Source organism: Bradyrhizobium sp. USDA 4473, assembly GCF_054063335.1.
This window is the reverse complement of the sequence record NZ_JBSSGE010000001.1, coordinates 1,596,578-1,619,820: the sequence shown is the minus strand read 5'-3', so window position 1 is coordinate 1,619,820 and position 23,243 is coordinate 1,596,578. Positions and strand designations below refer to the sequence as shown.

Annotated in this window: 20 protein-coding genes; 7 read left to right on the top strand and 13 right to left on the bottom strand. The window is 64.7% G+C overall.

Annotated elements, in window-relative coordinates; all coding sequences use genetic code 11:
• Positions 1–117: 117 nt before the first annotated feature.
• Positions 118–2,319, top strand: coding sequence for a TonB-dependent receptor domain-containing protein (locus tag ACVW17_RS07540; protein ID WP_456751304.1), 2,202 nt, complete (start codon positions 118–120; stop codon positions 2,317–2,319).
• On the opposite strand, the gene ACVW17_RS07535 is transcribed toward ACVW17_RS07540, so the two are convergent.
• Positions 2,320–3,918, bottom strand: coding sequence for a glycosyltransferase family 39 protein (locus ACVW17_RS07535; RefSeq protein WP_456751303.1), 1,599 nt, complete (start codon positions 3,916–3,918; stop codon positions 2,320–2,322).
• Positions 3,919–4,198: 280 nt separating this feature from the next.
• On the bottom strand, positions 4,199–5,065 hold the full coding sequence (locus ACVW17_RS07530; protein WP_456751302.1) for a YiiX/YebB-like N1pC/P60 family cysteine hydrolase: 867 nt from the start codon (positions 5,063–5,065) through the stop codon (positions 4,199–4,201).
• Between the two features lie 198 nt (positions 5,066–5,263).
• Between ACVW17_RS07530 and ACVW17_RS07525 the strand changes: the two genes are divergently transcribed.
• Positions 5,264–6,676, top strand: coding sequence for a flavin monoamine oxidase family protein (locus tag ACVW17_RS07525; protein WP_456751301.1), 1,413 nt, complete (start codon positions 5,264–5,266; stop codon positions 6,674–6,676).
• 245 nt (positions 6,677–6,921) lie between these two features.
• Here the strand turns inward: ACVW17_RS07525 and ACVW17_RS07520 are convergent, their stop codons facing one another.
• The 4 genes from ACVW17_RS07520 to pheS all read right to left on the bottom strand — a co-directional run bounded on the left by ACVW17_RS07520 (position 6,922) and on the right by pheS (position 12,680).
• Entirely contained in the window at positions 6,922–7,866 is a 945-nt protein-coding gene (locus ACVW17_RS07520; protein ID WP_456751300.1) for an MBL fold metallo-hydrolase, read from the bottom strand.
• A 30-nt stretch (positions 7,867–7,896) separates the two neighbouring features.
• Positions 7,897–8,673, bottom strand: coding sequence for a sulfite exporter TauE/SafE family protein (locus ACVW17_RS07515; RefSeq protein WP_456751299.1), 777 nt, complete (start codon positions 8,671–8,673; stop codon positions 7,897–7,899).
• A gap of 232 nt (positions 8,674–8,905) precedes the next feature.
• The gene (gene pheT / locus ACVW17_RS07510) at positions 8,906–11,314 is read right to left on the bottom strand and encodes a phenylalanine--tRNA ligase subunit beta (RefSeq protein ID WP_456751298.1); all 2,409 of its coding nucleotides are present in this window, start codon (positions 11,312–11,314) and stop codon (positions 8,906–8,908) included.
• A gap of 283 nt (positions 11,315–11,597) precedes the next feature.
• On the bottom strand, positions 11,598–12,680 hold the full coding sequence (pheS, locus tag ACVW17_RS07505) for a phenylalanine--tRNA ligase subunit alpha (RefSeq protein ID WP_456751297.1): 1,083 nt from the start codon (positions 12,678–12,680) through the stop codon (positions 11,598–11,600).
• Positions 12,681–12,898: 218 nt separating this feature from the next.
• On the opposite strand from pheS, the gene ACVW17_RS07500 reads away from it, so the two are divergent.
• The gene (locus ACVW17_RS07500; protein ID WP_456751296.1) at positions 12,899–13,309 is read left to right on the top strand and encodes a hypothetical protein; all 411 of its coding nucleotides are present in this window, start codon (positions 12,899–12,901) and stop codon (positions 13,307–13,309) included.
• Positions 13,310–13,311: 2 nt separating this feature from the next.
• On the opposite strand, the gene rplT is transcribed toward ACVW17_RS07500, so the two are convergent.
• The 3 genes from rplT to infC form a co-directional block, all read right to left on the bottom strand.
• A complete protein-coding gene (gene rplT / locus ACVW17_RS07495; protein WP_018269297.1) occupies positions 13,312–13,671 on the bottom strand; it encodes a 50S ribosomal protein L20 in 360 nt (119 codons plus the stop codon).
• 75 nt (positions 13,672–13,746) lie between these two features.
• A complete protein-coding gene (gene rpmI, locus ACVW17_RS07490; RefSeq protein ID WP_008539890.1) occupies positions 13,747–13,947 on the bottom strand; it encodes a 50S ribosomal protein L35 in 201 nt (66 codons plus the stop codon).
• A gap of 381 nt (positions 13,948–14,328) precedes the next feature.
• Positions 14,329–14,868 carry a translation initiation factor IF-3 gene (gene infC / locus ACVW17_RS07485; RefSeq protein ID WP_024584293.1) on the bottom strand — a complete coding sequence of 180 codons (540 nt, stop codon included), beginning with the start codon at positions 14,866–14,868 and terminating at the stop codon, positions 14,329–14,331.
• A gap of 229 nt (positions 14,869–15,097) precedes the next feature.
• On the opposite strand from infC, the gene ACVW17_RS07480 reads away from it, so the two are divergent.
• Positions 15,098–15,928: an alpha/beta hydrolase gene (locus ACVW17_RS07480; RefSeq protein ID WP_456751295.1), complete on the top strand. Its 831-nt coding sequence runs from the start codon at positions 15,098–15,100 to the stop codon at positions 15,926–15,928.
• 141 nt (positions 15,929–16,069) lie between these two features.
• The gene (locus tag ACVW17_RS07475; RefSeq protein ID WP_456751294.1) at positions 16,070–16,537 is read left to right on the top strand and encodes a nuclear transport factor 2 family protein; all 468 of its coding nucleotides are present in this window, start codon (positions 16,070–16,072) and stop codon (positions 16,535–16,537) included.
• A gap of 139 nt (positions 16,538–16,676) precedes the next feature.
• On the opposite strand, the gene ACVW17_RS07470 is transcribed toward ACVW17_RS07475, so the two are convergent.
• From ACVW17_RS07470 to ACVW17_RS07460, 3 genes are all read right to left on the bottom strand, one after another.
• Positions 16,677–17,474 (bottom strand): acyl-CoA thioesterase domain-containing protein, encoded by a 798-nt coding sequence (locus ACVW17_RS07470; RefSeq protein ID WP_456751293.1) that lies wholly within the window; start codon positions 17,472–17,474, stop codon positions 16,677–16,679.
• 177 nt (positions 17,475–17,651) lie between these two features.
• On the bottom strand, positions 17,652–18,842 hold the full coding sequence (queG, locus tag ACVW17_RS07465) for a tRNA epoxyqueuosine(34) reductase QueG (RefSeq protein WP_456751292.1): 1,191 nt from the start codon (positions 18,840–18,842) through the stop codon (positions 17,652–17,654).
• The gene (locus ACVW17_RS07460; RefSeq protein ID WP_456751291.1) at positions 18,791–19,483 is read right to left on the bottom strand and encodes a glutathione S-transferase family protein; all 693 of its coding nucleotides are present in this window, start codon (positions 19,481–19,483) and stop codon (positions 18,791–18,793) included. Before ACVW17_RS07460 ends, queG begins: the two co-directional genes overlap by 52 nt.
• Before the next feature lie 263 nt (positions 19,484–19,746).
• Here ACVW17_RS07460 and ACVW17_RS07455 point away from each other — a divergent pair, with 263 nt between their 5' ends.
• Together ACVW17_RS07455 and ACVW17_RS07450 are read left to right on the top strand one after the other, a co-directional pair.
• On the top strand, positions 19,747–20,553 hold the full coding sequence (locus tag ACVW17_RS07455; RefSeq protein WP_456751290.1) for an undecaprenyl-diphosphate phosphatase: 807 nt from the start codon (positions 19,747–19,749) through the stop codon (positions 20,551–20,553).
• Between the two features lie 234 nt (positions 20,554–20,787).
• Positions 20,788–22,119, top strand: coding sequence for an IS1182 family transposase (locus ACVW17_RS07450; protein ID WP_456756347.1), 1,332 nt, complete (start codon positions 20,788–20,790; stop codon positions 22,117–22,119).
• A 127-nt stretch (positions 22,120–22,246) separates the two neighbouring features.
• On the opposite strand, the gene ACVW17_RS07445 is transcribed toward ACVW17_RS07450, so the two are convergent.
• Positions 22,247–23,215 (bottom strand): complex I NDUFA9 subunit family protein, encoded by a 969-nt coding sequence (locus ACVW17_RS07445; protein ID WP_456796990.1) that lies wholly within the window; start codon positions 23,213–23,215, stop codon positions 22,247–22,249.
• Positions 23,216–23,243: the final 28 nt, after the last annotated feature.

Sequence of the window (23,243 nt, the reverse complement as noted above, 5' to 3'; positions counted from 1 at the left end):
AGTATGATATTTTTCTTGTAACATCATACTGTGCTTGCTAGCGTTCGCTGGCCGGGATTGGTTGGACTGGTGCGGTCGTCGCGTGACTGTAACAGGTATCATGCGGGGGCATGGGCGTTGCGTCGTACTGCATGGCGGATATTTCCGGCCGCCGCATCCATTGCCGCATTCGCACCGGTCGCCGAGGCGCAGACACTTGCTGCGGCACCCGGGCAACTCCCACCGGTGACGGTGACGCCGCCCGATCAGGCGCCGCCGAAGCGCGCCAAGCCGTCGCAGCGTCCGCGTCATGTCGCCGCGAGCGGCCGCAAGCCCGCCGCGGCGCAGCCGAGCCAGGCCAATTCTGCAAGCAATGGAATCACCGGCGGATCCGCAACGGTGTCTTCCAGCCTGCAACCGACCGCCGCCAGCGCGCGGCAGATCGGCGGCGACGAAGTGAATGCGCGGCCGGTCTCGCGGGTCGGCGAAGTGCTGGAGGTGGTGCCAGGCCTGATCGTCACCCAGCATTCCGGCGAAGGCAAAGCCAACCAGTATTTTCTGCGTGGCTTCAACCTCGACCACGGCACCGATCTCGCGATCACCGTCGACGGCATGCCAGTCAACATGCCGACCCATGGCCACGGCCAGGGCTATGCCGACATCAACTTCCTGATCCCGGAGCTGATCCAGTCGATCGACGTCCGCAAGGGTCCGTACTACGCCGACAAGGGCGACTTCGCGTCCGCCGGCGCGGTCGACATCAATTATCTCGATCGGCTTTCGAAGAACATCGTGGAGCTGACCGCCGGCAGCTTCGGCTACCAGCGCGCGATGGCCGCAGGCTCGACCAAGGTCGGAGACGGCACGCTGCTCGCCGCCTTCGAGGCCAACAAGTACGATGGCCCGTGGGACGTGCCCGACGATATCCGCAAGCTCAACGGCGTCCTGCGCTACAGCCAGGGCACCGCAACCGACGGCTTCTCGCTGACTGCGATGGCCTACTCCAACGGCTGGAATTCGACTGACCAGGTCGCACAGCGCGCCATCGATCAGGGATTGATCGGCCGTTACGGCTCACTCGATCCGACCGATGGCGGCACCTCGAGCCGCTTCAGCCTGTCCGGCAGCTGGGCGCAGTCGAGCGACTACGGGCAGACCAAGCTCAACGCCTATGTGATCCGCTCGTCGCTGCAGCTTTACAACGACTTCACCTATTTTCTCGACGACCCGGTCAATGGCGATCAGTTCAGCCAGATCGACCGACGCACCGTCTATGGCTTCGATGCCAGCCACGCCGCCAATGTCCGCATCGCCGGCATCGAGACCCAGACCCGGTTCGGGGTGCAGGCGCGCTACGACGACATCAATGTCGGTCTGTTCAAGACGGCGCAGCGCGAGATCCTGTCCACCGTGCGCAACGACCAGGTGCAGGAAGGCAGCCTCGCGCTGTGGGCCGATACAACGGCGCGCTGGACCGACTGGCTGCGTACCACGGTCGGCGTCCGAGAGGATTATTTTGCCGGGCATGTGCTGAGTGACACGCCGCAGAATTCCGGCAACGCGCAGGCGGCGATGACGAGCCCGAAGGCAGGAATTGTGCTCGGCCCGTGGGCCAAGACCGAGTTCTACGGCAATGCCGGCTTCGGGCTGCATTCCAATGATATCAGGGGCGCGACCATCACGGTCGATCCCAACGACAAGGTCACGCCGCTCGATCGCGTGCCGTTACTGGTGCGCTCGAAAGGCGCCGAGCTCGGCATCCGCACCCGGGCGATCGACGGTCTCACCTCGTCGCTTGCCGTGTTCGTGCTCGACTTCGATTCCGAGCTGCTGTTCGTCGGCGATGCCGGCACCACCGAGCCGAGCCGGCCGAGCCGGCGGCTCGGCGTCGAGTGGACCACCCAGTACAAACTGTTGCCGTGGATGAGCCTCGATTTCGACCTCGCCTATACCCGCGCCCGCTTCACCGACGATGATCCGGTCGGCAATTTCATTCCGGGCGCACCCAGCTGGGTCGCCAGCGGCGGCGTCAGCTTCGGCCATGACACCGGTTGGTTCGGCAGCCTGCGCGCCCGCTATTTCGGCCCACGTCCGCTGATCGAGGACGACAGCGTCCGTTCGCTGTCATCGTTCATCGTCAACGCCCGTGCCGGCTACAAATTCGACAACGGGATGCGGTTGCAGCTCGATGTGCTCAATCTCTTCGACGCCCAGACCAACCAGATCGAATACTATTATATGTCGCGGCTGCCCGGCGAACCGATCGACGGCGTCGTCGACCGTCATGTGCATCCCGCCGAGCCGCTCGCCGTCCGCCTGACGCTGGCGGCAACGTTCTGATCAGTCGTACACGCGGCGGCTCGAGCTGAAATCCTCGACATCGGGGTGTACGGCGGGTGCTTCGCGATATGGCGGCACAATCAGCATCACCACCCGCCGGGTCTGGCCCGGTCTGTCCAGCAACGTCGCCTGAGCATCGAACTCAGAGCGAATGACGTCCGTTGCGCGCAACGTGGTACGCGCCATCCAGCTCAGGCAATCCGGCTGGTCGACGAAGCACAGCGCGGCCCAGCCGCGGTCGAGCGTGGTCTTGCGCGGCAAGCCCCAGGTGTACTGATAGGCAAACGGCCGGGCATAGAACGGATGATCCGGACTGTAGAAGGCCGCAGCGAAGGCGAGCGCGTCGTCGCCGCTGACGGCGGCGAGCGGCGTCCCGGCCGCATCGTGCCATCGCGCGGTCAGCTCCGCTGCGACCGCGTGATAGAAGCCGCGGCCTTCGCCATAACCGTGGATGTTGCGGTAGAGCGCATGAAGCGGGGCGCCGACGACGGCTGCGAGAACGGCGATCCCTGCCACCATGACCGTCAGGTTGACCGTGTAGAAGTGCTCGATCGGATAGCTCGTCGTGCACACGATCAGGACGATGAACAGGAACAGGCCCTGCACCGCCCAGAGCGAAGGCAGGTCGGTGCCGACCGCGAGCGAAACGATCGCCGGAAACAGGATGGTCCCGATAGCGACCAGCAGCAGCAAACGGAGCCCGGGGCTCATCGTCCTGAAATCCCCCGGCAGCCGCACCAGCCGCCGGCCGGCGATGAACACCCAGGTGATTGCCGCGATCGAGCTGGCCCCGATCAGCCCCATGATGAAGTACGAGACTTCCCACAGCGCGGCGACACGATCGGCGCCGGCGTGCGCGAGCGCATAATCGAACGTGGTCGCGCCGGTCGTGGCGAGCCAGTGCAGATGCGGGCCGAGCACGAGTATTCCGGTCAGCGTCGAGATCCAGGGCGAGGCCGACAGCAGATAGCGGCGGCGACCCGGATGCAGCACGGCAGCGAACGCGAAGCTCGCGATCAGGAAGATCGAATAATATTTGCCGAGCATGGCGAATGCGCAGGCTGCACCGGCCGCAATCGCCCAGCCGGGCTGCCTTGGCGCCTCGAATGCGCGCAGGAAGCAATAGGTCGCCAGCGGCCATGCGGCCAGCAGTACCGTGTTGGCGTTGAAGCGCTGGGCGTGGAATTGATAGACCGGCAGCAACATCGCCAGCAGCAACACGATCACCCGCTTCTCGCCGCGGACGAAGCGGCGCGAGATCAGGTCGACCGCCCACAGCGCCACGGCTGCGTTGACCATCGCCATCAATTGCAACGACCAATCGATCAGCGGGAAGACTGCCGTCCATCCCCGCGCGATCCAGCCCATCAACGGCGGATGCTTGGGGTACCCCCAAGCGAGATGACGGCCGAGCGTCCAGGTCTCGAGCACGTCCGGATGCAGTCCGGCGCCGAGATAGGCGATGACGAGATACGCGGTCCAGATCGCGATAAAGAAGGCGAGCAGCAGCGGGATCGACCATCCGGCCTCGATCCCTTCAAGCCACTTGATGAACGGACGGCGCCACCGCGCCGGGTCTTTCTCCGACGCGACAGCCATCGCCGAGAAATCGATCAACGAAAACACCGTAAAACTACCGAATGAGGCAAAACAGAAGCGCGTGCACTCTAAAGCATGATCCGGAAAAGTGCGAAGCGGTTTTCCGAAAAGATCATGCTCAAACAAGGGCCTAAAGTGCGATGACGATTTGATCCAATCTCATCGCGCTTTTAATGATGCAGCCGCGAGAACTCAACGACGAAGCCGAGTGCCAAGACGGATTCAAGATCATGGTTGACGCGGCCGACGCCCGACAGGTTGAGCCAGCCAGCGGCACGCGTCATGCCGCCGCGGTCGTCATTTCCGCAACCGGAAGCGCCGTCTCTTCGTCAATCGCTTCAGGAACAAGCGGCGGCGATCCTGGAAACACACCGAATGCGCCGGCTACCTCCTGGAGCGGCTTCTGCTTGTCGGCCCAGTGCAGGGCCGTGTAGTCGAAACCGTGCACGATGGTGGGTTTGACGACTTCGAAATAGGGCGAGATGTCGAAGTCGCGCGGCATGTAGAGCGAGGAGTCGCGGATATGCAGGATCTCGCGGCGCGCCTTGCGGCTGGCGGCCCGCGTGATCTTGGGCAGGATCGGATAGCGCACGGCGTCGAACGCCTGTGCGATCAATGCCGAGCAGATGATCTTGGTCGGATCGCCGGAGCCGAACGCGATCATGCGGCGGCGCCAGCGCTGCGGGATCGGCAGCGGAAACAGATAGCGCGCGAGATCGACGATGTTCTTGGTGTCGTAGCCGAAGCCGATGCGATTGATGGCATAGCGGCACACCGTGGTGCGGTCCTCGAACGACAGTCCAACCGGACGGCAGAGGCGGGTATGATAGGCCAGATATTTCGATAGCGGCGCGGAGGTCACGCCTTCGCCGATATTGGCCTCGATCAGCACATGCTGCTCACCGTCAGGCTCGAACGCACCGTCGATCGGTCCGACGAACAGCGCGGCATGGGACCAGGTCGATTGCGTGAGGTACTTGATGATGCCGGAAATGCGGTTGTTGCCTTCGACCAGCAGCACATCGCCGGGCTGCATGATGCTCCGCAGATGGTCCGGATCGCTCGGCGTGAACGGTTCGTAACCGGGGACCTCCTTCTGCAGGTACCCCGCAATCCATTTACCGACGGTATCGAGCATTACGCCCATGGATTCCCCCCAGCGGTTCTACGACCGCTTCGTTCGACTTAATCATGGTCGTAAGCCGTTGCAATTTGGTTCATGCCTGCAACCGATCAATCATGATTGATTTACCATGAGTGTTGCTGCGGTCGGTGAGATGCGGCACAGTTCGCGAAGCGTTCCCATTCCCTGCAAGTCTCCGGAAACCATGCCAGAAGCTAAGTCATGACAGTGACCCGCCGCGATTTCCTGTCGGCGACCGCAGGACTGGCGCTGGTGCCGGTGCTGGGTAGCCGGGCCGTTGCTGCGCCGCCGCCGCGCGAGGCCGACATCGTCGTGATTGGCGCCGGTGCCGCAGGCATCGCCGCAGCGCGGCGGATCGCCGCCGCAAACCGCAAGGTGATCGTGCTGGAGGCGTCCGGCCAGGTCGGTGGTCGCTGCCAGACCGATCCGTCGACCTTCGGCGTGCCGTTCGACCGCGGCGCGCGCTGGATGCACAATCCCGAGACCAATCCGATGATCCGGCTGGCGCGGTCCGCCGGCCTCGACATCGTCACGGCGCCCGCGGGCCAGAAGATTCGCATCGGGCGCCGCTACGCCCGTCCCGGCGAGACCGAGGAATTTCTGGCGGCGCTGGTCCGTGCCAATCGCGCCATCGACGACGCCTCGCGCAAGGCCGATATCGCCTGTGCCGCGGCGATGCCGAAGGATCTCGGCGATTGGGCCGGCACCGCGGAATTCCTGCTCGGCGCCAATTTCAGCGGCAAGGATCTGAAGGACCTCTCCGCCGTCGATAAGGTGCGTGCGCAGGATCGCAACACCGCGATCGCCTGCCGGCAAGGGCTCGGTGCGCTGATCGCAAAGCTCGGCGAGGGACTGCCGCTCGTGTTGTCGACGCCGGCGCAGCGTATCCTGTGGAGCAATCGCGACGTGATGGTCGAGACGCCATCTGGCAAGATCACCGCGCGCGCCGCCATCGTCACGGTGTCGAGCAACGTGCTCGCGGGCGGCAATATCAAGTTCGCGCCCGAACTGCCGAAGCGCGCGCTGGACGCCGCCGCCAAGCTGACCCTCGGCAGCTACGATCGCATCGCATTGCAGATCCCCGGCAATCCGCTCGGGCTGTCGCGCGATGACGTCATCATCGAGCAGAGCAATTCGACCAGGACTGCGCTGCTCTACGGCAATATCGCAGGCTCCTCGCTGTGCACGATCGACGTCGCCGGCTCGTTCGGCCGCGATTTGTCCGCGCAGGGCGAGCAAGCGATGTCGGCGTTCGCGGTGGAATGGCTGACCAGGCTCTACGGCAGCGAGGTCGGCGGTGCCGTGAAGCAGACCAGCGTGACGCGCTGGAATGCACAGCCCTTCATTCAAGGCGCGATGTCGGCGGCGGCACCCGGCGCGCAATTCTCGCGCAAAATCCTCGCCGAGCCGATCGGCGCGATGTATCTCGCGGGAGAAGCCACGCACGAGACCCTGTGGGGCACCGTCGACGGCGCCTGGGAAAGCGGCGAGCGCGCTGCCGACGCCGCGCTACGCAGGATCGGCGGGGCCAGGGATGCGACGCCGGAGCCGGCAGCGCCGGCGGCAAAACAGCGAAAGCGCGCGCCGCACCGGTCCGCGGGACCAATGAATTGATGGTCGGAGAGATCAGGCATCGCGGGCTGCGATGGGTTGATCCTCGATTCAAGATGCCAAGCACGCGGTATCATCACCCGCGAAGGCAGGTGATCCAGTATTCCAGAGACGCCTGTGCTTGAATTGAGGGGCCACGGCGTACTGGATCGCCGGTCAGACCGGGAGCGATGACAGCGTATGTGGGACGCGAGTTCTGCCTCTCGTTGCGCGCCGGCGAATGACGAGTTGAGGGAGTTCGCGCCGCCTCACACCGGCAATCTCAGCTCCATCAAATCCTTCGCCACCACGATTCGGCCCTTGAAATTCGTCTTCACGTCGCGGGTCCAGTCGTCGTCGGTGACTTGAGGATCGTCGCCGGGGACGAAGTGGCTGAGCACCAGCATCTTGACGCCGGCGGCGGCGGCGATGCGTCCGACGTCTTCGGTCGAAGTGTGACTATCGAGCAGATGCTTCTTCAGCGTCGCGCCGTTCTTGGTCTTTGCCACCAGCCGGTCGACCGCGGGGACATAGAGACACTCGTGCACCAGCACGTCGGCACCCCCAGCAAACTCGGCGAGCTTCGGATTGTAGGCGGTGTCGCTGGAGAACACGATCACACCGTCCGGTGTCTCGAACTTGTAGGCGAAATTGTCCGTGATCGGCGGATGCGGCGTGCGGAAGGCGGTGACGGTGACATCAGGCGTCTTCAGCACCACGCCGTCGTCGGTGATGTCCTTCGCGATTAGCAATTTGCGCGGGTCGGGCCGGCCTTCGTCCTCGATCCGGGTCTCGACATCGAACTTGTTCAGCTCCCAATATTCCTTGGTCATCGCCTCGATGCCCTTGGGACCGAACGAATGGATCGGCGTCGAGAGGCCGGCCGCCCAGGCGTTGTAGACCAGATTGCCGTATTCCAGATTGTGATCGGAATGGTGGTGGCTGACGAGAATGTACTTCACTGACGGGATCGGCACGCCGGCGCGGACCAGCTGGCGGCTGACGCCCATGCCGCAATCAATGACAAACGGTGTGTCGTTGACGACGACGAGGTTGGCGGGATTGGAGGCGCCATTGCCGACGCGCGGCCCGCCCTTGGTGCCGAGGAACACGATGCGGGTGAGCGGTTTTGCATCTTGCGCGCGCACGCCGGGCGCCGCGAGCACGGCGGCGCCGCCGAGCGCCAGTTTCAATGCATTGCGCCGATCGATCATCGGTTCCTCCCTGAAGTCTTTGAGGCGACCCTAGCCGCCGCGCAGGATGCCATCAAGCGCCGGCAGGCCGACGATGACGGCGGCGGCGATCAGCGCGTAGCAGATCGCGCGAAACACCTGCTCGCTCGCCTTGCCGAACAGCGAGGCGCCGAACCAAACGCCGATGCCATAAACCGGACCCACGATCAGCGAGAACTTGATCGATTCGATCGTGATCAGCCCGGTGAACCAGTAGCTCACCAGCGAGAAGAAATCCGAGGCCCCGAAGAACAGCACGATGTTGGCGCGCGAGATCACCGACGAGATCGGGCGGCCCAGCCAGTAGGCGACGATCGGTGGGCCGCCAGTCTGCGCGAGACCGCTACAGAAGCCGGAGAGGCCGCCGACGCCGATCGAAAGCGCGGCGTGATCCTTGCCGTGGTAGCGCCAGCCCGACAGCAGCAGCACCAGCAACGCTGCGACGAAACAGGAGATGATCCAGCGCGTGGTCACCGGCTCGAGCACGGTCAGGAAATAGGTGCCGATGGGCACGCCGACCAGCGCGCCGGCGACCATCACCGCGGTGGCCTTGCGGTCGGCGTGAGTCCAGGCGTTCGGCAGCAGCGGCGTGGCGGCCACGAAATCGATCACAAGCAGCAGCGCCGCCACCAGCCGCGGCGCAGCGACGCTGCTCGCGAGCGGCATGAAGATCAGCGCCGAGCCGAAGCCGGAGAAGCCGCGCGCCGTACCCGACACGAACGCGATCGCGCAGATTACGAGGGCGATGCTGCTCGACACGTCGGATGGGATGAGGCTGAAGGAGGTCATGCGGTGGGAATAACGTTCAACTAGCTAGGCGGCGAATGAACTGATGTCTTGATACAAAGCACTCGCAATTCAAACCCGTCATCCTGAGGCGCGAGCGGAGCGAGCCTCGAAGGATGAATCGGCCACAGACGGGGCCGTCGACCCTTCGAGACGGCCGCTACGCGGCCTCCTCAGGGTGACGGTGATGGATTCCCCGCAAGCGGCGAGTCTCAAGGCAGCCGCCGCGCCGGCGTCACGCCCGCAGCGTGCCGCCGGTCTTCTTGGTCACCTCGGTGACGACCTTGGCCGCGACAGCGTCGATCTCCTGGTCGGTCATCGTCTTCTCACGCGGCTGAATCGTCACCGCGATCGCGATCGATTTCTTGCCGGGATCGATGCCCTTGCCTTCATAGACGTCGAACACGGTGACATCCGTGATCAGCTTCTTGTCGACACCCTGCGCCGCGCGGACGATATCGCCGGCCTTGACGCCGCGATCGACGATGAAGGCGAAGTCGCGCGACACCGGCTGGAATGCCGATAGCTCCAGCACCGGCTTGGCGCGCGTCGCCCGCTGCTTGCCTTGCGGGATGCGCTCGAGGATCACCTCGAACACGATCATCGGGCCGTCGGCGCCGAGGGCCTCGGCCGCACGCGGGTGCAGCTCGCCGAAATATCCGAGCACGTTCTGCGGGCCGATCTGGATGGTGCCGGAACGTCCCGGATGCAGCCACGCCGGGCCGCCGGGAACGATCTGCAGCGCCTGCATCGGCGCGCCGGCCGCGGCCAGCACGGCGAAGGCGTCGGCCTTGGCATCCATTGCGTCCGCCGCAGCCGCGCCGGTCCAGTGCCGCCCGATTCCCTTCGACGAGGCATAGCCATGGCGCACGCCGGAAGCGGCCACCAGCTGGTCTTCCGGCTTGTCGCCGCGGAACACCTGGCCGACCTCGAACAGCGCGACATCGGGAGTGCCGCGGTTGATGTTGGCCTGAGTGGCGGCAACCAGGCCAGGCAGCAGGCTCGGCCGCATGTCGGAGAGATCGGCTGCGATCGGGTTGGCGAGCACGAGCTCGCTCTGGCCGCCGCCGAACAGCTTTGCCGCGTCATTGGTGATGAACGACCAGGTCACGGCCTCCACCATGCCGCGGACGCCGAGTGCGCGCTTGGCGCGGCGGGTGCGCAGCTGCATCGGCGTCAGCACCGGCTTGCGCGGCTCCTCGCCGCGATCGAACGGCGTCATCGGTACCTTGTCGACGCCGACGATGCGCACGATCTCCTCGACGATGTCGGCCTTGCCCTGCACGTCGGTGCGCCAGGATGGGATCGCGATCTTCACGACCGGGCCGTTGCCGGCCAGCATGAAGCCGAGCCGGGTCAGGATCAGCTTGACCTCGACCAGCGGCACCTCGATGCCGGCGAGCCGCTTCACCTCGGTGAGCGGGAAGTCGATGACGCGATCCTCGCCGAACTGCTTGCCGACCACGACGTTCTCGGACGGCGTGCCGCCGCAGAGATCCAGCACCAGCTTGGTCGCGAGCTCGAGCCCGGGCACCATGAAGGCCGGATCGACGCCGCGCTCGAATCGGTAGCGCGCATCCGAATTGATGCCGAGCTTGCGGCCGGTCTGCGCGATGTTGATCTCGTTCCACAGCGCCGATTCGATCAGCACATCGGTGGTGTTGTCGTCGCAGCCCGAGGCCTCGCCGCCCATGATGCCGGCGAGCGATTCGACGCCGTGCTCGTCCGCGATCACGCAGATGTTGCTGTCGAGCGTGTAGGTGCGGCCGTCGAGCGCAAGCAGCGTCTCGCCATCCTTGGCGCGGCGGACGGTGAGGTCGCCCTGCACCTTCTTGGCGTCGAACACGTGCAGCGGGCGGGCGCGGTCGTAGGTCATGAAGTTGGTGATGTCGACCAGCGCGTTGATCGGGCGCAGGCCGATCGAGGTCAGCCGCTTCTGCAGCCATTCCGGCGACGGACCGTTCTTGACGCCGCGTACCAGCCGCAGCGCGAAGCCCGGACACAGCGCGGCGTCTTCAACCTTGACCTGAACCGGGCAGGGGAATTCGCCCTTGATCGGCCTGATGCCGGGATCCTTGAATTTGCCCATGTCGGCTGCGGCGAGATCGCGCGCGATGCCGTGCACACCGGTGCAGTCCTGCCGGTTCGGCGTCAGATTGATCTCGATCGTGGGATCGCCGAGGCCGGCCCAGTCGGCATAGCCCTTGCCGAGCGGCGCGTCGGCCGGCAACTCCATGATGCCGTCGTGGTCTTCCGAGATCTGCAACTCGGCCGCCGAGCACAGCATGCCGCGGCTCTCGACGCCGCGGATCGTGCCGACGCCGAGCGTGATGTTCTTGCCGGGAATGTAGGTGCCAGGCGGCGAGAACACGCTGACCAGCCCGGCACGCGCGTTCGGCGCGCCGCACACCACCTGCACCGGCTCAGCCCCGTCGCCGGTATCGACCATGCAGACGCGCAGCCGGTCGGCGTTCGGATGCTGCTCGGCCGAGATCACGCGCGCGATCGTGAACGGCGCGAGCTGTTTCGCCTTGTCCTCGATGTTCTCGACCTCGAGCCCGATCATGGTGAGCTTGTCGGCGAGCTTGTCGAGCGGCTCGTCGGTCTCGAGATGTTCCTTCAGCCAGGAGAGGGTGAACTTCACGGCTGCATGCCTCGGTTCTTGTTGGTGTTGATTAGCGTGCTTGCGACGGCGGTATGGCTCCCTCCCCCCTCGCGGGGGAGGGTTGGGGAGAGGGGTACGCCGCTTGCTCGAAACGATGTTGTGCTGTGGCTAGCGTGAGCGACATCCAAGGAAAAAGGACTCGCGGAGATGTACAGGGCGACGACTGCGTTCAGTGCCCGCGGCCACCCCTCTCCCTGACCCTCCCCCGCAAGGGGGGAGGGAACGGAGAGCGTGTTCGCAATGTCGTTTGCGCTCACCGACATCACGTACTCAATCCCCCCGCGATGGTCGGGATGTCGAGCGGCTTGAAGCCGTAATGGTCGAGCCAGCGGATGTCGTTCTCGAACAACTGGCGGAGATCGGCGATGCCGTATTTCAGCATCGCGATGCGATCGATGCCCATGCCCCAGGCAAAACCCTGGTAGACGTCGGGATCGATGCCGCAGGCGCGCAGCACGTTCGGGTGCACCATGCCGCAGCCAAGGATCTCCATCCAGTCCTCGCCCTCGCCGAAGCGAATCTCGCCCTTGTCGCGGCGACACTGGATGTCGACCTCGAGCGACGGCTCGGTGAACGGGAAGAACGACGGCCGGAACCGCATGTTGATGTGGTCGACCTCGAAGAACGCCTTGCAGAACTCGTGCAGGATCCATTTGAGGTGGCCGAGATGCGAGGCCTTGTCGATCACGAGACCCTCGACCTGGTGGAATTGCGGCGTGTGCGTCGCATCGGAGTCGATGCGATAGGTGCGGCCCGGACAGATCACGCGGATCGGCGGTGTCTTACTCAGCATCGTGCGCACCTGCACCGGCGAGGTGTGGGTCCGCAGCAGCATGCGCGAGCCATCTTCCTTCGGGTTGAAGAAGAAGGTGTCGTGCATTTCGCGGGCGGGATGGCCTTCGGGGAAGTTCAACTTGGTGAAGTTGTAGTCGTCGGTCTCGATGTCGGGACCTTCGGCGACCGCAAAGCCCATGTCGGCGAAGATCGTGGTGAGCTCGTCCCAGACCTGGCTCAGCGGATGGATGCGGCCGGTCTCCGCCGGCGTCTCGCGCAGCGGCAGCGTGACATCGATGGTCTCCGCGGCGAGGCGTGCATCGAGCGCGGCCGCTTTCAGCACGTCGCGCCTGGCCGCGAGTGCCTGCGTCACCGCATCCTTCGCAAGGTTGATCTTGGCGCCTTCGGTCTTGCGCTCCTCCGGCGACATCTTGCCGAGGGTGGCGAGCAAGGCCGAGATCGAGCCCTTCTTGCCGAGCGCTGCGACGCGCACTGCCTCCAGGGCGGCCTCGTCACCGGCCGAGGCGATCTGGTCGAGGATGGATGTTTCGAGCGTTGCGAGGTCGGACACGGTCAATTCCTGCTTGAGCGGAGCATGATCTGGAGGGAAGAACCGGAAGCGGTCCGGGACCCGACTTGCGGACCATGCGGGAAAATTCGGCTGGGTTGTCGCCGCCCGAAGGCCGTAACGTCAAGCAAAAAGCCGGTCATTTCGGGCTTATGGCCGGCTGCATTGAACCCCCCGCGCTGGCCGCGCTACCCAAGGGGGAGTTCAAGGAGACCCACGCGATGTTGCTGCGATCCTGCCTGGCCGTGCCGGCGGTCCTGTTGATGCTCGGAACGGCGCAGGCCGCGACCGAGGAATGCCCCGCCAAATCGACCCAGATGGACGACATCATCGCGGAGCTCGAGAAGGCGCCGAGCTGCAACCGCGCGATGAAGGTCTTCGAGGCGTGCGAATATGGAGCCAGCGGGGACGTCCAGTTCGGCGAGGTGGTCGAGAAGAAATGCGAGGGGGACTTCCTGTCCGGCCTCGGAGCGTCGCAGAAGAAGGCCTATGCCGGCCAGCTCAGGCGCTGCGACCACAAATACGACAACGAAAGCGGCACCATGTACCGCTCGTTCACCGCGTTCTGCCGGGCGATCGTCGCCCAGCGCTATTCGCAGAAGGCGCTGAAAGCGGGCCTCAAGGCCCGCTAGAATCAGGCCGCCAGCGCCGCCTTGGCCTTCTCGGCGATCGCCTGGAACGCAACCGGCTCGTGGATCGCAAGATCCGACAGCACCTTGCGGTCGACCACGACGCCCGACTTGGACAGGCCGTTGATGAACACGCTGTAGGTCATGCCGAACGGACGGACCGCGGCGTTGATGCGCTGGATCCAGAGCGCGCGGAAGGTGCGCTTCTTGCGCTTGCGGTCGCGGAAGGCGTACTGGCCGGCCTTTTCGACGGCCTGCTTGGCGACGCGGATGGTGTTCTTGCGGCGGCCGTAATAGCCCTTGGCGGCCTTGTAGACTTTCTTGTGCTTGGCGTGAGCGGTCACACCGCGTTTGACGCGAGACATGACGGAAATCCTTGATCTGGAAGAGGTGACGGGGCGCCGCGCTGGCGCGGCGAGGGTTCAAGCGGATCGGAGCGATCAGGCGTTCGGCAAGAAGTACTTCTTGACGTTGTCGCCGTCGGTCTTGAACAGCACGCGGGTGCCGCGGAGCTGACGGATCTGCTTCTTCGTCCGCTTGATCATGCCGTGGCGCTTGCCGCGCTGGGCGTGCATCACTTTGCCAGTGGCAGTCACCTTGAAGCGCTTTTTAGCGCCCGACTTGGTCTTCAACTTGGGCATTTAGCTCTCCTGTCGCACAGCACGAAAATCGCCCCGAGAGGCGTCCGGCCGGCTAAAATGCTCGTTAGAGCGTTGAAAGTGCTAGGGTTTTTTCCGAATTGAAAGAACCTGCACTGGACGTCGCCACGGCAGCCCTTGATCAGCCGGGCGGCGAAGGCCCGGCTTATGACAGAGGATCGGCGGTTTTGCAACGTTTGAGACAGCCAAACGGGCGGGAACCGGGTAGCCCGGATGGAGCGAAGCGCAATCCGGGGCAGCTGTCGCCGCGGATCGACTTTCCCGGATTTCGCTGCGCTTCATCCGGGCTACGGGCTTCGAAATAGAAACGGCCCGCCAGGTCGCCTGACGGGCCGTTTCACAGAGCCTACAAACCAATTCGAACTAGCGCGGTGCCAGCACCATCACGACCTGGCGGCCTTCGAACTTCGCGTCCTGCTCGACCTTGGCGAACTCGGCCACGTCGGCCTTCACCTTGTCCAGCAGCTTGGTGCCGATCTCCTGGTGCGCCATCTCACGACCGCGGTAGCGCAAGGTGATCTTGACCTTGTCGCCTTCCTCGAAGAAGCGCTGCATCGCGCGCATCTTCACGTCATAGTCGTGATCGTCGATCATCGGGCGGAGCTTGATCTCCTTGATCTCGACGACCTTCTGCTTCTTGCGGGCCTCGGCGGCCTTCTTCTGCGCGGAATATTTGTACTTGCCGTAGTCCATGATCTTGCAGACCGGAGGACTGACATTCGGCGAAATCTCGACGAGGTCCATGCCGGCTTCCATGGCCATCTTGATGGCAACCATGGTCTCGACGGTGCCCTTGTTGACACCATCGGCATCGATCAGCTGGATCTGCGCGTTGCGAATCTCATCATTGGTGCGCGGCCCGTCTTTGGCGACTGTGGGCGGGGCTCTATTGGGACGGCGAATGGGTAACTCTCCAAAGTTGTGAAAGGGAAGGCGGATATTTTGAAGCAAGACGCTGCACCGGGCAAGCGAACTCGCTCCTTTAAGCGGCAAAACCGCCAATTGCGAGGCATTTTGGCCACGCCCGGCACATATAGCGGGTGCATGCGCTCCGCAAGGCGTCGCGTGCTGCCGTTGACCGCTGCCGCGCGACGATTGAAAACCAGATCTCTGACACGCGAGTGACCGAACCATGAGCCAAACCGCCGCAACCGGACAGGAACCCGCCTTCATCGAGGTCGGCGAGGGCAGTGCGGCGCGCCGGATCGCGGTGCGCGCCCGCGCCGGCCGCGGCCCGGGCAGCACAAATGGTGCGCCAGGCAGCACAAATGGTGCGCCGGGCCTATTCTGGCTCGGCGGCTTCAAGTCCGACATGTCCGGCACCAAGGCGATCGCGCTCGATGCATGGGCCGCCGAGCACGGCCGCAGCTCGGTCCGGTTCGACTATTCCGGCCACGGCGAATCCGGCGGCGAATTCGTCGACGGCACCATTGGCCGCTGGCTCGAGGAGAGTCTGGCTGTGTTCTCGCAGTTCTGCCGCGGGCCGCAGGTCGTGATCGGTTCCTCGATGGGCGGCTGGATGGCGCTGCTGCTGGCGCGCGAGATCGCAAGGCGCGGCAAGGAGAAGCTCGCCGGTCTGGTGCTGATCGCGCCGGCGCCCGATTTCACCGAGGAATTGATGTGGAAGGGCTTCTCGCCGGAGATCCGCGCCGAGATCGAGACCAAGGGCATGTGGCTCAGGCCGTCGGAATATGGCGACGGCTCGCCCTATCCGATCACCCGCAATTTGATCGCGGAGGGCCGCAACCACCTGCTGCTCGGAAGCCAAATCGATGTCGGCTGCCCGGTGCGCATCCTGCAAGGCGCGCTGGACCCCGACGTGCCGTGGAAGCACGCCTTCGCGCTGGTGCACCGGCTGCCCGCCGAGGACGTGGTGCTGACCATGATCCAGGACGGCGACCACCGCCTGTCGCGCCCGCAGGACATCGCGCGCATCATCGCGGCGGTGGCGGAGATCGGCTAAGCGCTTTCATCTTGCACGACGTCATCATCCGCGAAAGCGGATGATCCAGTACGCTGTGGCCTCTCGATCTAAGGCAACCGCTCTGGAATACTGGATGCCCCGCCTGCGCGGGGCATGACAGAGTGGCTGGGAGCAACGCCAATGGACACGACAACGATGCTGCGCGCGTTCTGCGACGCGGTCGAGCAGCGCAACGGCAAGGCCTTTGCCGATCTTTTCACCGAGGACGGCGTCTATCACGACGTGTTCTACGGCGCGTTCGCGGGCCATGCCAAAATCGCCGAGATGATCGACGACTGGTTCTACCGCACCGCGACCGATTTCCGCTGGGTGATGCACGATCCCGTCAGCGACGGCACGACGCTCTACGCGCGCTACACGTTCAGCTACCGCTCGATCCTGCCGGAAGCCAAGGGCGCACGGGCGATGTTCGAGGGTGTCGCGATCATGCGGCTGCGCGACGGCAAGATCATGGAGTATCACGAGGTCGCCAACACCGCGCCCGCCTTCGTCGACCTGAACTTCGCGCCGGAGCGGATTGCGAAGATCGTCGCCAAGCAGGGCGCAGCGCTGAGGGCACGGCCGGAGATGCAACGGCATTTGGCTTGAGCTGCGCGACGGACTTCTCTGTCGTCATTCCGGGATGCGCCGTCAGGCGCAGGCCCGGCATCCATCGGGCCGCAACGCTGGTAGAGGAATGGATTCCGGGCTCGCGCTGCGGGCGCCCCGGAATGACTACGGTGGGAATCTACGGCGGCGGCGGGTTGGTCATCGGCTTGCGCTGGGCGAGCGCCGCCACGGTCGACGTGCCGATCGGACCCTTCTCGTCATAGAGCCAGCATTCGCCGATCGCGATGCCGTCGGTGGCGTGGTGATTGACGACCTCGAAGCCGATCCAGTTGGTCACCGGCAAACGATGCAGATAGATCGTGACGTCGCTGTTGATGTAGCCGAGGCCCTGGTCGCCGGCGTTCGCGAAGGGGCTGGCGAAGTCAGCGCCGGTGGCGACATGGACGAACGGCGTCATCTTCACACCGGCGACGAGCTCGCGCACCTCGCTCATCCAGAGCCTCCGTTCGCCGAGCGAGCCCATATGGCCCGTGATCGGCCGCGTCTCCCATTTGCCGTTCATGCCGAGCCTCGGATCGGCCGGCTTCGGGATGTCAGCCGGCGCCGGCACCTGCCAGTTCGGCGGCGACCACACATTGCCGGGAGCATTTTCCGTCCTACGCAACAATTGGCAGGAGGCGCGCGCCATGATGGTGCCGCCGGAGACAAACTCGGCCTCGACCATCTTGATGCGCATGCCGTCGCGGACGAGCTTTGTCGTCACCTCGATCGGCGTCGTGATGTTGGGCAGCCGGAACATGTCGACGGTCAGTCGCGCGGGCACGAACTCGTCGGAGCCGTGGCGCTCCTCGATGACGAAGCCGAGCAGGCCGATCACGACACGGCCGTGCAGGGATTCCGGACTCCACGGTCCGTTGGCAACTGACGTCGGCATGAAGCCGTCGCCGTGCCGGGTGAAGAAGGGCTGGTTTGTCATGGCGTGCGACCATGACGGGAACGGGTTACGAAAATCAAGGGTTTCTCCCGTCATTGCGAGGAGCGAAAGCGACGAAGCAATCCATGCGTCCGCGTCCGCCGCGCGATGGATTGCTTCGCTTCGCTCGCAATGACGGGGATGGAGCGATGCGCACCGGCCACCGGTGACTGCATGCGTTCACACAACGTTGGCCGCGCGCCACTCCTGCTGCACGGTGATGTCGGGCTCACCGCCGGCCCGTGACGCCAGCGCTGCGAACGCGTCACGCGCGAGCAACTGCGCCAGCGCCCACACCGCGGCACCCCGCACCAGCGGACTGGCATCGTCGAGCAGGCGTCGCGCTTCGCCGGCAAGGTTGGGGTCGCCGGAGTTGCCGATCGCGATCAGCACATTGCGGATGAAGCGGTCGCGGCCGATGCGCTTGACCGGCGATTTCGTGAACAGCGCGCGAAACGCGGCATCGTCGAGCCGCACGAGATCGGCGAGCGCTGGTGCGCGCAACCCATCGCGCGCGGCAAGCTTCTGCTCGCGGCCTTGTTGCGCGAACTTGTTCCACGGGCACACCGCGAGGCAATCGTCGCAGCCATAGATGCGGTTGCCGATGGCCTTGCGGAATTCGTGCGGGATCGGGCCCTTGTTCTCGATCGTCAGATACGAGATGCAGCGCCGCGCATCGAGCCTGTAGGGGGCCGGAAACGCCGCGGTCGGGCAGATGTCCTGGCAGGCACGGCAGCTGCCGCAATGATCGGCTTCGCCTTCGTCACACGGCAGCTCGGTCGCGGAATAGATCGCGCCGAGGAACAGCCAGGAGCCGAATTCGCGCGACACCAGATTGGTGTGCTTGCCCTGCCAGCCGATCCCGGCGGCCTGCGCCAGCGGCTTCTCCATGACGGCGGCGGTGTCGACGAACACCTTCACCTCGTCGCCGGTCTCGGCGGCGAGCCAGCGCGCCAGAATCTTCAGCCGCTTCTTGATGACGTCGTGATAATCGTCGCCCTGCGCATAGACCGAGATCGCACCATGCGAGCGGCGCGCGAGAATATCGAGCGGATCATCAGCGGGCCCGTAATTGACGCCGAGCATGATGATCGAACGCACGCCGCCCCACAGCACGCGCGGGTCGGCGCGCCGTTCCGGATTGGCTGCGAGCCAGTCCATGTCGCCATGGCCGCCGGAGCCGAGGAATTCCAAAAAATATCTTCCGGCTGCACTGGTCGCATCAGGCGCGGTGAAGCCAATGGCATCGAAGCCCAGCGCATGTGCCTCGCGCCGAAGTGCCGCCTTGAGGTCGGGCGGAGAGAGCGTGACTGCCGGGTTCAGAAGTCGAGGTCCACATAGGTGCGCGACGCCGGCACCCCCGCCAGCCATTCGCTGAGCAGCGGGCGGAACGACGGGCGGGACTTCACCCGCGCGTACCACGCCTTTGCCGCGTCGTCCTCGCTCCATGGCACGTCGCCCAGATAGTCGATCGCCGAGAGATGCGCCGCGGCGGCGAGATCCGCGTAGGTCAGGCGGTCGCCGGCGAGATAGTTCCGCGTCTTCGCCAGCCAGCCGATATAGCTCAGATGATAGCGCACATTGACCTTGGCGGCGCGCATGATGTCGGGCGCCGGCGGGCCGCCGCCATTGTCCTCGCTCATGAAGCGCTTGTAGATCCGCTCGGTCACCAGCGGGTTGGAGGCTTCCTCGAAGAATTTCTCGTTGAACCACGCCATCAGCCGGCGCACCTCGACGCGCTCGGCCGACGAGGTCGGCAACAGCCGCCGCTCGCCGGCATCCAGCCCATGCGTCTCGTCGACATATTCGGCGATAACAGGCGCACCCGGAATCGGCGGAAAGCCCTCGGCGATCAGGACCGGCGTGGTGGCCGCCGGATTGAGCGCGAGGTACGCCTCGCGCCGCTCCCACACCCGTTCCTCCACCAGACGCAGATCGAGGCCGTACTCGCCGAGCACGAGGCGAATGAAGCGCGAATGCGGACAGAACGGATGGTGATACAGCGTGTACATGAGGCCCTTGGTAGATTCACGGCGATTAAGAAACCATCAACCTGTGCGGTCCGGACCTGTGCCTTGGCCAGACCGGCTCCGGTCGTCTCTATGTCGCGTCAGCACACGAACCGGTAGCCACCCCCGCAGATGGTGCGGGTCACAAAAACGCTATAGCTCAGCAAATCGGCCGGGTAACCCATTGTTTGACGATTTTTTGCGATTGCGGCCAATGTGCGAATAAGCGAGAAGAATCCCGTTTTCCACACAGGACAGGCCACATCATGATGACGGATATGCTGCGGGCGGTGATTCTCGGCATCGTGGAGGGCGTCACCGAGTTCCTGCCGGTCTCGTCCACGGGCCACCTGCTGCTCGCAGAACGTTTCTTCAATCTCGGCGAAGGCAATTTCTGGAAGAGCTTCGCGATCCTGATTCAGCTCGGCGCGATTCTGGCGATCCTCGTGCTCTACTTCACCAAACTGTGGCGCGTCGCGCTCGGCATGTTCTCCAATCCCGACGACCGCCGCTTCGTGATCGGCGTGCTGGTGGCGTTCCTGCCGGCGGTCGTGATCGGCCTGATCGCCGGCAAGTACATCAAGGAATTCCTGTTCAATCCGTGGGTGGTCTGTTTCACGCTGATCGTCGGCGGCGCCGTGCTGCTCTGGGTCGATCAGCTCGACCTCAAGATCTATGAGGACGATGCGACTCGGTTCCCGCTGCTGATGTATTTCTGGATCGGCGTTGCGCAGTGTCTGGCGATGATCCCCGGCGTGTCGCGCTCCGGCGCCAGCATCGTCGCTGCAATGCTGCTCGGCGCCGACAAGCGCTCGGCCGCCGAGTTCTCGTTCTTCCTTGCGATCCCGACCATGGTCGGTGCGTTCGCCTATGATTTCTACAAGAACCGCGGCGACTTCACCTCCGACAATCTCAGCGTGATCGCGGTCGGCTTCGTGGTGTCGTTCATCACCGCGATGATCGTGGTGCGGGCATTCCTGAATTTCGTCACCCGGCGCGGCTTCTCCTTCTTTGCCTGGTGGCGCGTGATCGTCGGCACGCTCGGCCTGATCGCGCTGGCGATGGGACGGTAAAGACTCCCACAGGCACCATCCATCACCGTCACCCTGATGAGGCCGCAAAGCGGCCGTCTCGAAGGGTCGACGGCCCGACTGTGGCCGATTCATCCTTCGGGGCTTGCCCAGCGGCGCAATTGCGCCGCAAGGGTCGCACCTCAGAGGGTGTGATTTTTTTGGGGTTTCAGCGAGCATTATAGCCGAAAGCCGGCGCGGTGTGATTCTCTGGCGATGATGGATTCGCGGGAGGTGATGTTGGCTGCCGATGAGTTGTTTGGGGACCTGCCGGAGCAGGCGAAGCCATCAGTCGAAGCGGGCTTGCCCGGCGCTCCGCGGCTGCGTGAGCCCCAGCGCGACCAGATTGCGCTGCGAGCGGTTGATATTGAGAGCCTGATCGGGGAAGACCATCCGGTGCGGCTGATCTGGTCTTATGTCGAAGAGCTTGATCTGAGTGAGTTGGAGGACCGGATCAAGGCTCGCGGCGATCGTCCCGGTCACCCCGCGACCTCGCCCCGGCTTTTGCTGGCGCTGTGGCTCTATGCCGCCAGCGAAGGCGTTGGCAGCGCGCGGGCGTTGGAGCGGCTGTGCGAGAGCCACGATGCCTATCGCTGGCTGTGCGGCGGGGTGTCGGTGAACTATCACCTGCTGGCGGACTTCCGGGTCGGCAACGCCGATCTGCTTGACCGACTGCTCAGTGAGCATCTGGCAGCGTTGGCAAAGGCCGGTCTCGTCGATCTGGAGACCTTGGCGCAGGATGGCATGCGGGTCCGGGCCAGCGCCGGGGCCGCCTCGTTCCGGCGCGAGGCGACGCTGGATAAGCATTTGGCGCAGGCTGAGGCCGTGGTGGAAGACCTCAAGCGCGAGGTCGACACACGCTCGGACGCCAGCAATAAGCGTGCCCGGGCAGCCAAGGAGCGGGCCGCGCGGGAACGCAGCGCGCGGGTGAAGGCGGCGCAGACGGCGCTCGCCGAGATCAAGCAGCAGCGCAAGGAGCGCGAAGAAAGTCGCGGCAACGGCAAGACGCCGAAGGAGCCGCGGGCCTCCACGACGGACGCCTATGCACGGGTCATGAAGATGGCGAACGGCGGCTTCCGCCCCGCCTACAACGTGCAGGTGACGAGCGTGGCCGGGGAGCAGATCGTCGTCGACACCAGAATTTGCAACATCGGATCCGATCGCGGCCTGATGCGTCCCATGCTGGAGCGGCAGCGTGCGCGGCCCGGAGGGTTGCCCAAGGACCATCTCGTCGATGGCGGCTTTGGCAGTGCCGAGGACATCGAATGGGCCTATGCCGAGGGCATCGATATCTTTTGTCCGCCCACTCAATCCAAGCACGGTACCGATCCCTATCTACCGCGGCGCGGCGACGGTCCGGGGGTGTTGGCCTGGCGTGCGCGAATGGCGAGCAAAGAGGGCAAGGCCCGATACAGGTCCCGGTCGATCTGCGAGTGCATCCATGCCCGCTGGCGCAATTGGGACCTGCGGCAATTGACCGTGCGCGGCATCGAAAAGGTCCGTGCCGTCGTGCTCTGGTACGCCCTCGTCAACAACATCCTGCAAGGCAACCGCCTCTCCAGAGCCTAAACAACGGGTCATCGCCGAACTCGAACTCAAACCTGCCAATTGCTGCGACGAACAGCCGCCAAAAACTCCGCAGGAGCCGAATCCGTCACAAGCTCTCAGGATGACGGCGAGGGTTTGGGGCGGGCCCCTACGCGCTCTTCTTCTGGAACTGGCCGGTCGCGCGGAAGCGCCAGAGATATTGCGGGGCGACCGCTTCCATCGAATCCGGCGTGATGCCGAGCCCGGCAAATGTGAGCCCGGCGGCCTTGGCGGTGTCTGACACCACATTGTCCGACCGCAGCATCGCGACCTGGTCCGGCGTCAGCGTGAACGGGCCGGGCGCGAATTGCAGGACATAGGATTGCAGCCTGGCGAGGCCGAACGGCAGCGGCGCCAGCATGCGGTCGCGCTGGGTGATCTGGAGGATGATCTCCATCACCTCGCGCATGGTCAGCACTTCCGGCCCGCCGAGCTCGTAAGTGGCGCCGCCCTTCGCCTTGCCGTCCACGGCATCGGCCACCGCGTCGGCGACATCGGCGACATAGGCCGGCTGCAACTTGTTGGCCCCGCCGCCGACCAGCGGCAGCACCGGCGACATCCGGGCCAGCGCCGCAAAGCGGTTGGTGAACTGATCCTCGGGCCCGAACATCAGCGACGGCCGCATGATGGTGGCCTGTGGTGCGGCCGCCAGCACCGCCTGCTCGCCTTCCGCCTTGGCGCGGTAATAGCCGGAGGCCGAGTCCTTATCGGCGCCGATGGCGGAAACATGGACTATCCGGGCTCCGGCAGCGGCCGACGCCTGGGCGATTGCCTCGGCGCCCTTCACCTGCACGGCATCAAAGCTCTGTCCGCCGCCCTCGGCCAGGATGCCGACCAGATTGATGGCGATGTGCGAATCACGCAACGCCGCCTCGACCGAGGCCGGGTAGCGCACATTGGCCTGGACGGCATGAATCTGCCCGACGCGGCCGAGCGGCTGCAGATGGAACGCCAGTTCAGGCCGCCGCACCGCGACTCGCACGCGGTAATCGCGCTTGCAGAGCGCTCGGACCACGTTCCGTCCCAGAAAACCCGATCCGCCGAAGACCGTGACGAGCGTTTCCAGGTTCGATGCCATGAGGTCCATTCCTGCCGGATTCGAGAGC

Excerpts from the sequence above, each read along its gene's own strand:
- ACVW17_RS07535 (WP_456751303.1), bottom strand. The coding sequence starts at position 3,918 with ATGGCTGTCGCGTCGGAGAAAGACCCGGCGCGGTGGCGCCGTCCGTTC.
- ACVW17_RS07530 (WP_456751302.1), bottom strand. The coding sequence starts at position 5,065 with ATGGGCGTAATGCTCGATACCGTCGGTAAATGGATTGCGGGGTACCTG.
- ACVW17_RS07525 (WP_456751301.1), top strand. The coding sequence starts at position 5,264 with ATGACAGTGACCCGCCGCGATTTCCTGTCGGCGACCGCAGGACTGGCG.
- ACVW17_RS07520 (WP_456751300.1), bottom strand. The coding sequence starts at position 7,866 with ATGATCGATCGGCGCAATGCATTGAAACTGGCGCTCGGCGGCGCCGCC.
- ACVW17_RS07515 (WP_456751299.1), bottom strand. The coding sequence starts at position 8,673 with ATGACCTCCTTCAGCCTCATCCCATCCGACGTGTCGAGCAGCATCGCC.
- ACVW17_RS07500 (WP_456751296.1), top strand. The coding sequence starts at position 12,899 with ATGTTGCTGCGATCCTGCCTGGCCGTGCCGGCGGTCCTGTTGATGCTC.
- rplT (WP_018269297.1), bottom strand. The coding sequence starts at position 13,671 with ATGTCTCGCGTCAAACGCGGTGTGACCGCTCACGCCAAGCACAAGAAA.
- rpmI (WP_008539890.1), bottom strand. The coding sequence starts at position 13,947 with ATGCCCAAGTTGAAGACCAAGTCGGGCGCTAAAAAGCGCTTCAAGGTG.
- ACVW17_RS07480 (WP_456751295.1), top strand. The coding sequence starts at position 15,098 with ATGAGCCAAACCGCCGCAACCGGACAGGAACCCGCCTTCATCGAGGTC.
- ACVW17_RS07475 (WP_456751294.1), top strand. The coding sequence starts at position 16,070 with ATGGACACGACAACGATGCTGCGCGCGTTCTGCGACGCGGTCGAGCAG.
- ACVW17_RS07470 (WP_456751293.1), bottom strand. The coding sequence starts at position 17,474 with ATGACAAACCAGCCCTTCTTCACCCGGCACGGCGACGGCTTCATGCCG.
- queG (WP_456751292.1), bottom strand. The coding sequence starts at position 18,842 with ATGGCTGGCGGGGGTGCCGGCGTCGCGCACCTATGTGGACCTCGACTT.
- ACVW17_RS07460 (WP_456751291.1), bottom strand. The coding sequence starts at position 19,483 with ATGTACACGCTGTATCACCATCCGTTCTGTCCGCATTCGCGCTTCATT.
- ACVW17_RS07455 (WP_456751290.1), top strand. The coding sequence starts at position 19,747 with ATGATGACGGATATGCTGCGGGCGGTGATTCTCGGCATCGTGGAGGGC.
- ACVW17_RS07450 (WP_456756347.1), top strand. The coding sequence starts at position 20,788 with ATGTTGGCTGCCGATGAGTTGTTTGGGGACCTGCCGGAGCAGGCGAAG.
- ACVW17_RS07445 (WP_456796990.1), bottom strand. The coding sequence starts at position 23,215 with ATGGCATCGAACCTGGAAACGCTCGTCACGGTCTTCGGCGGATCGGGT.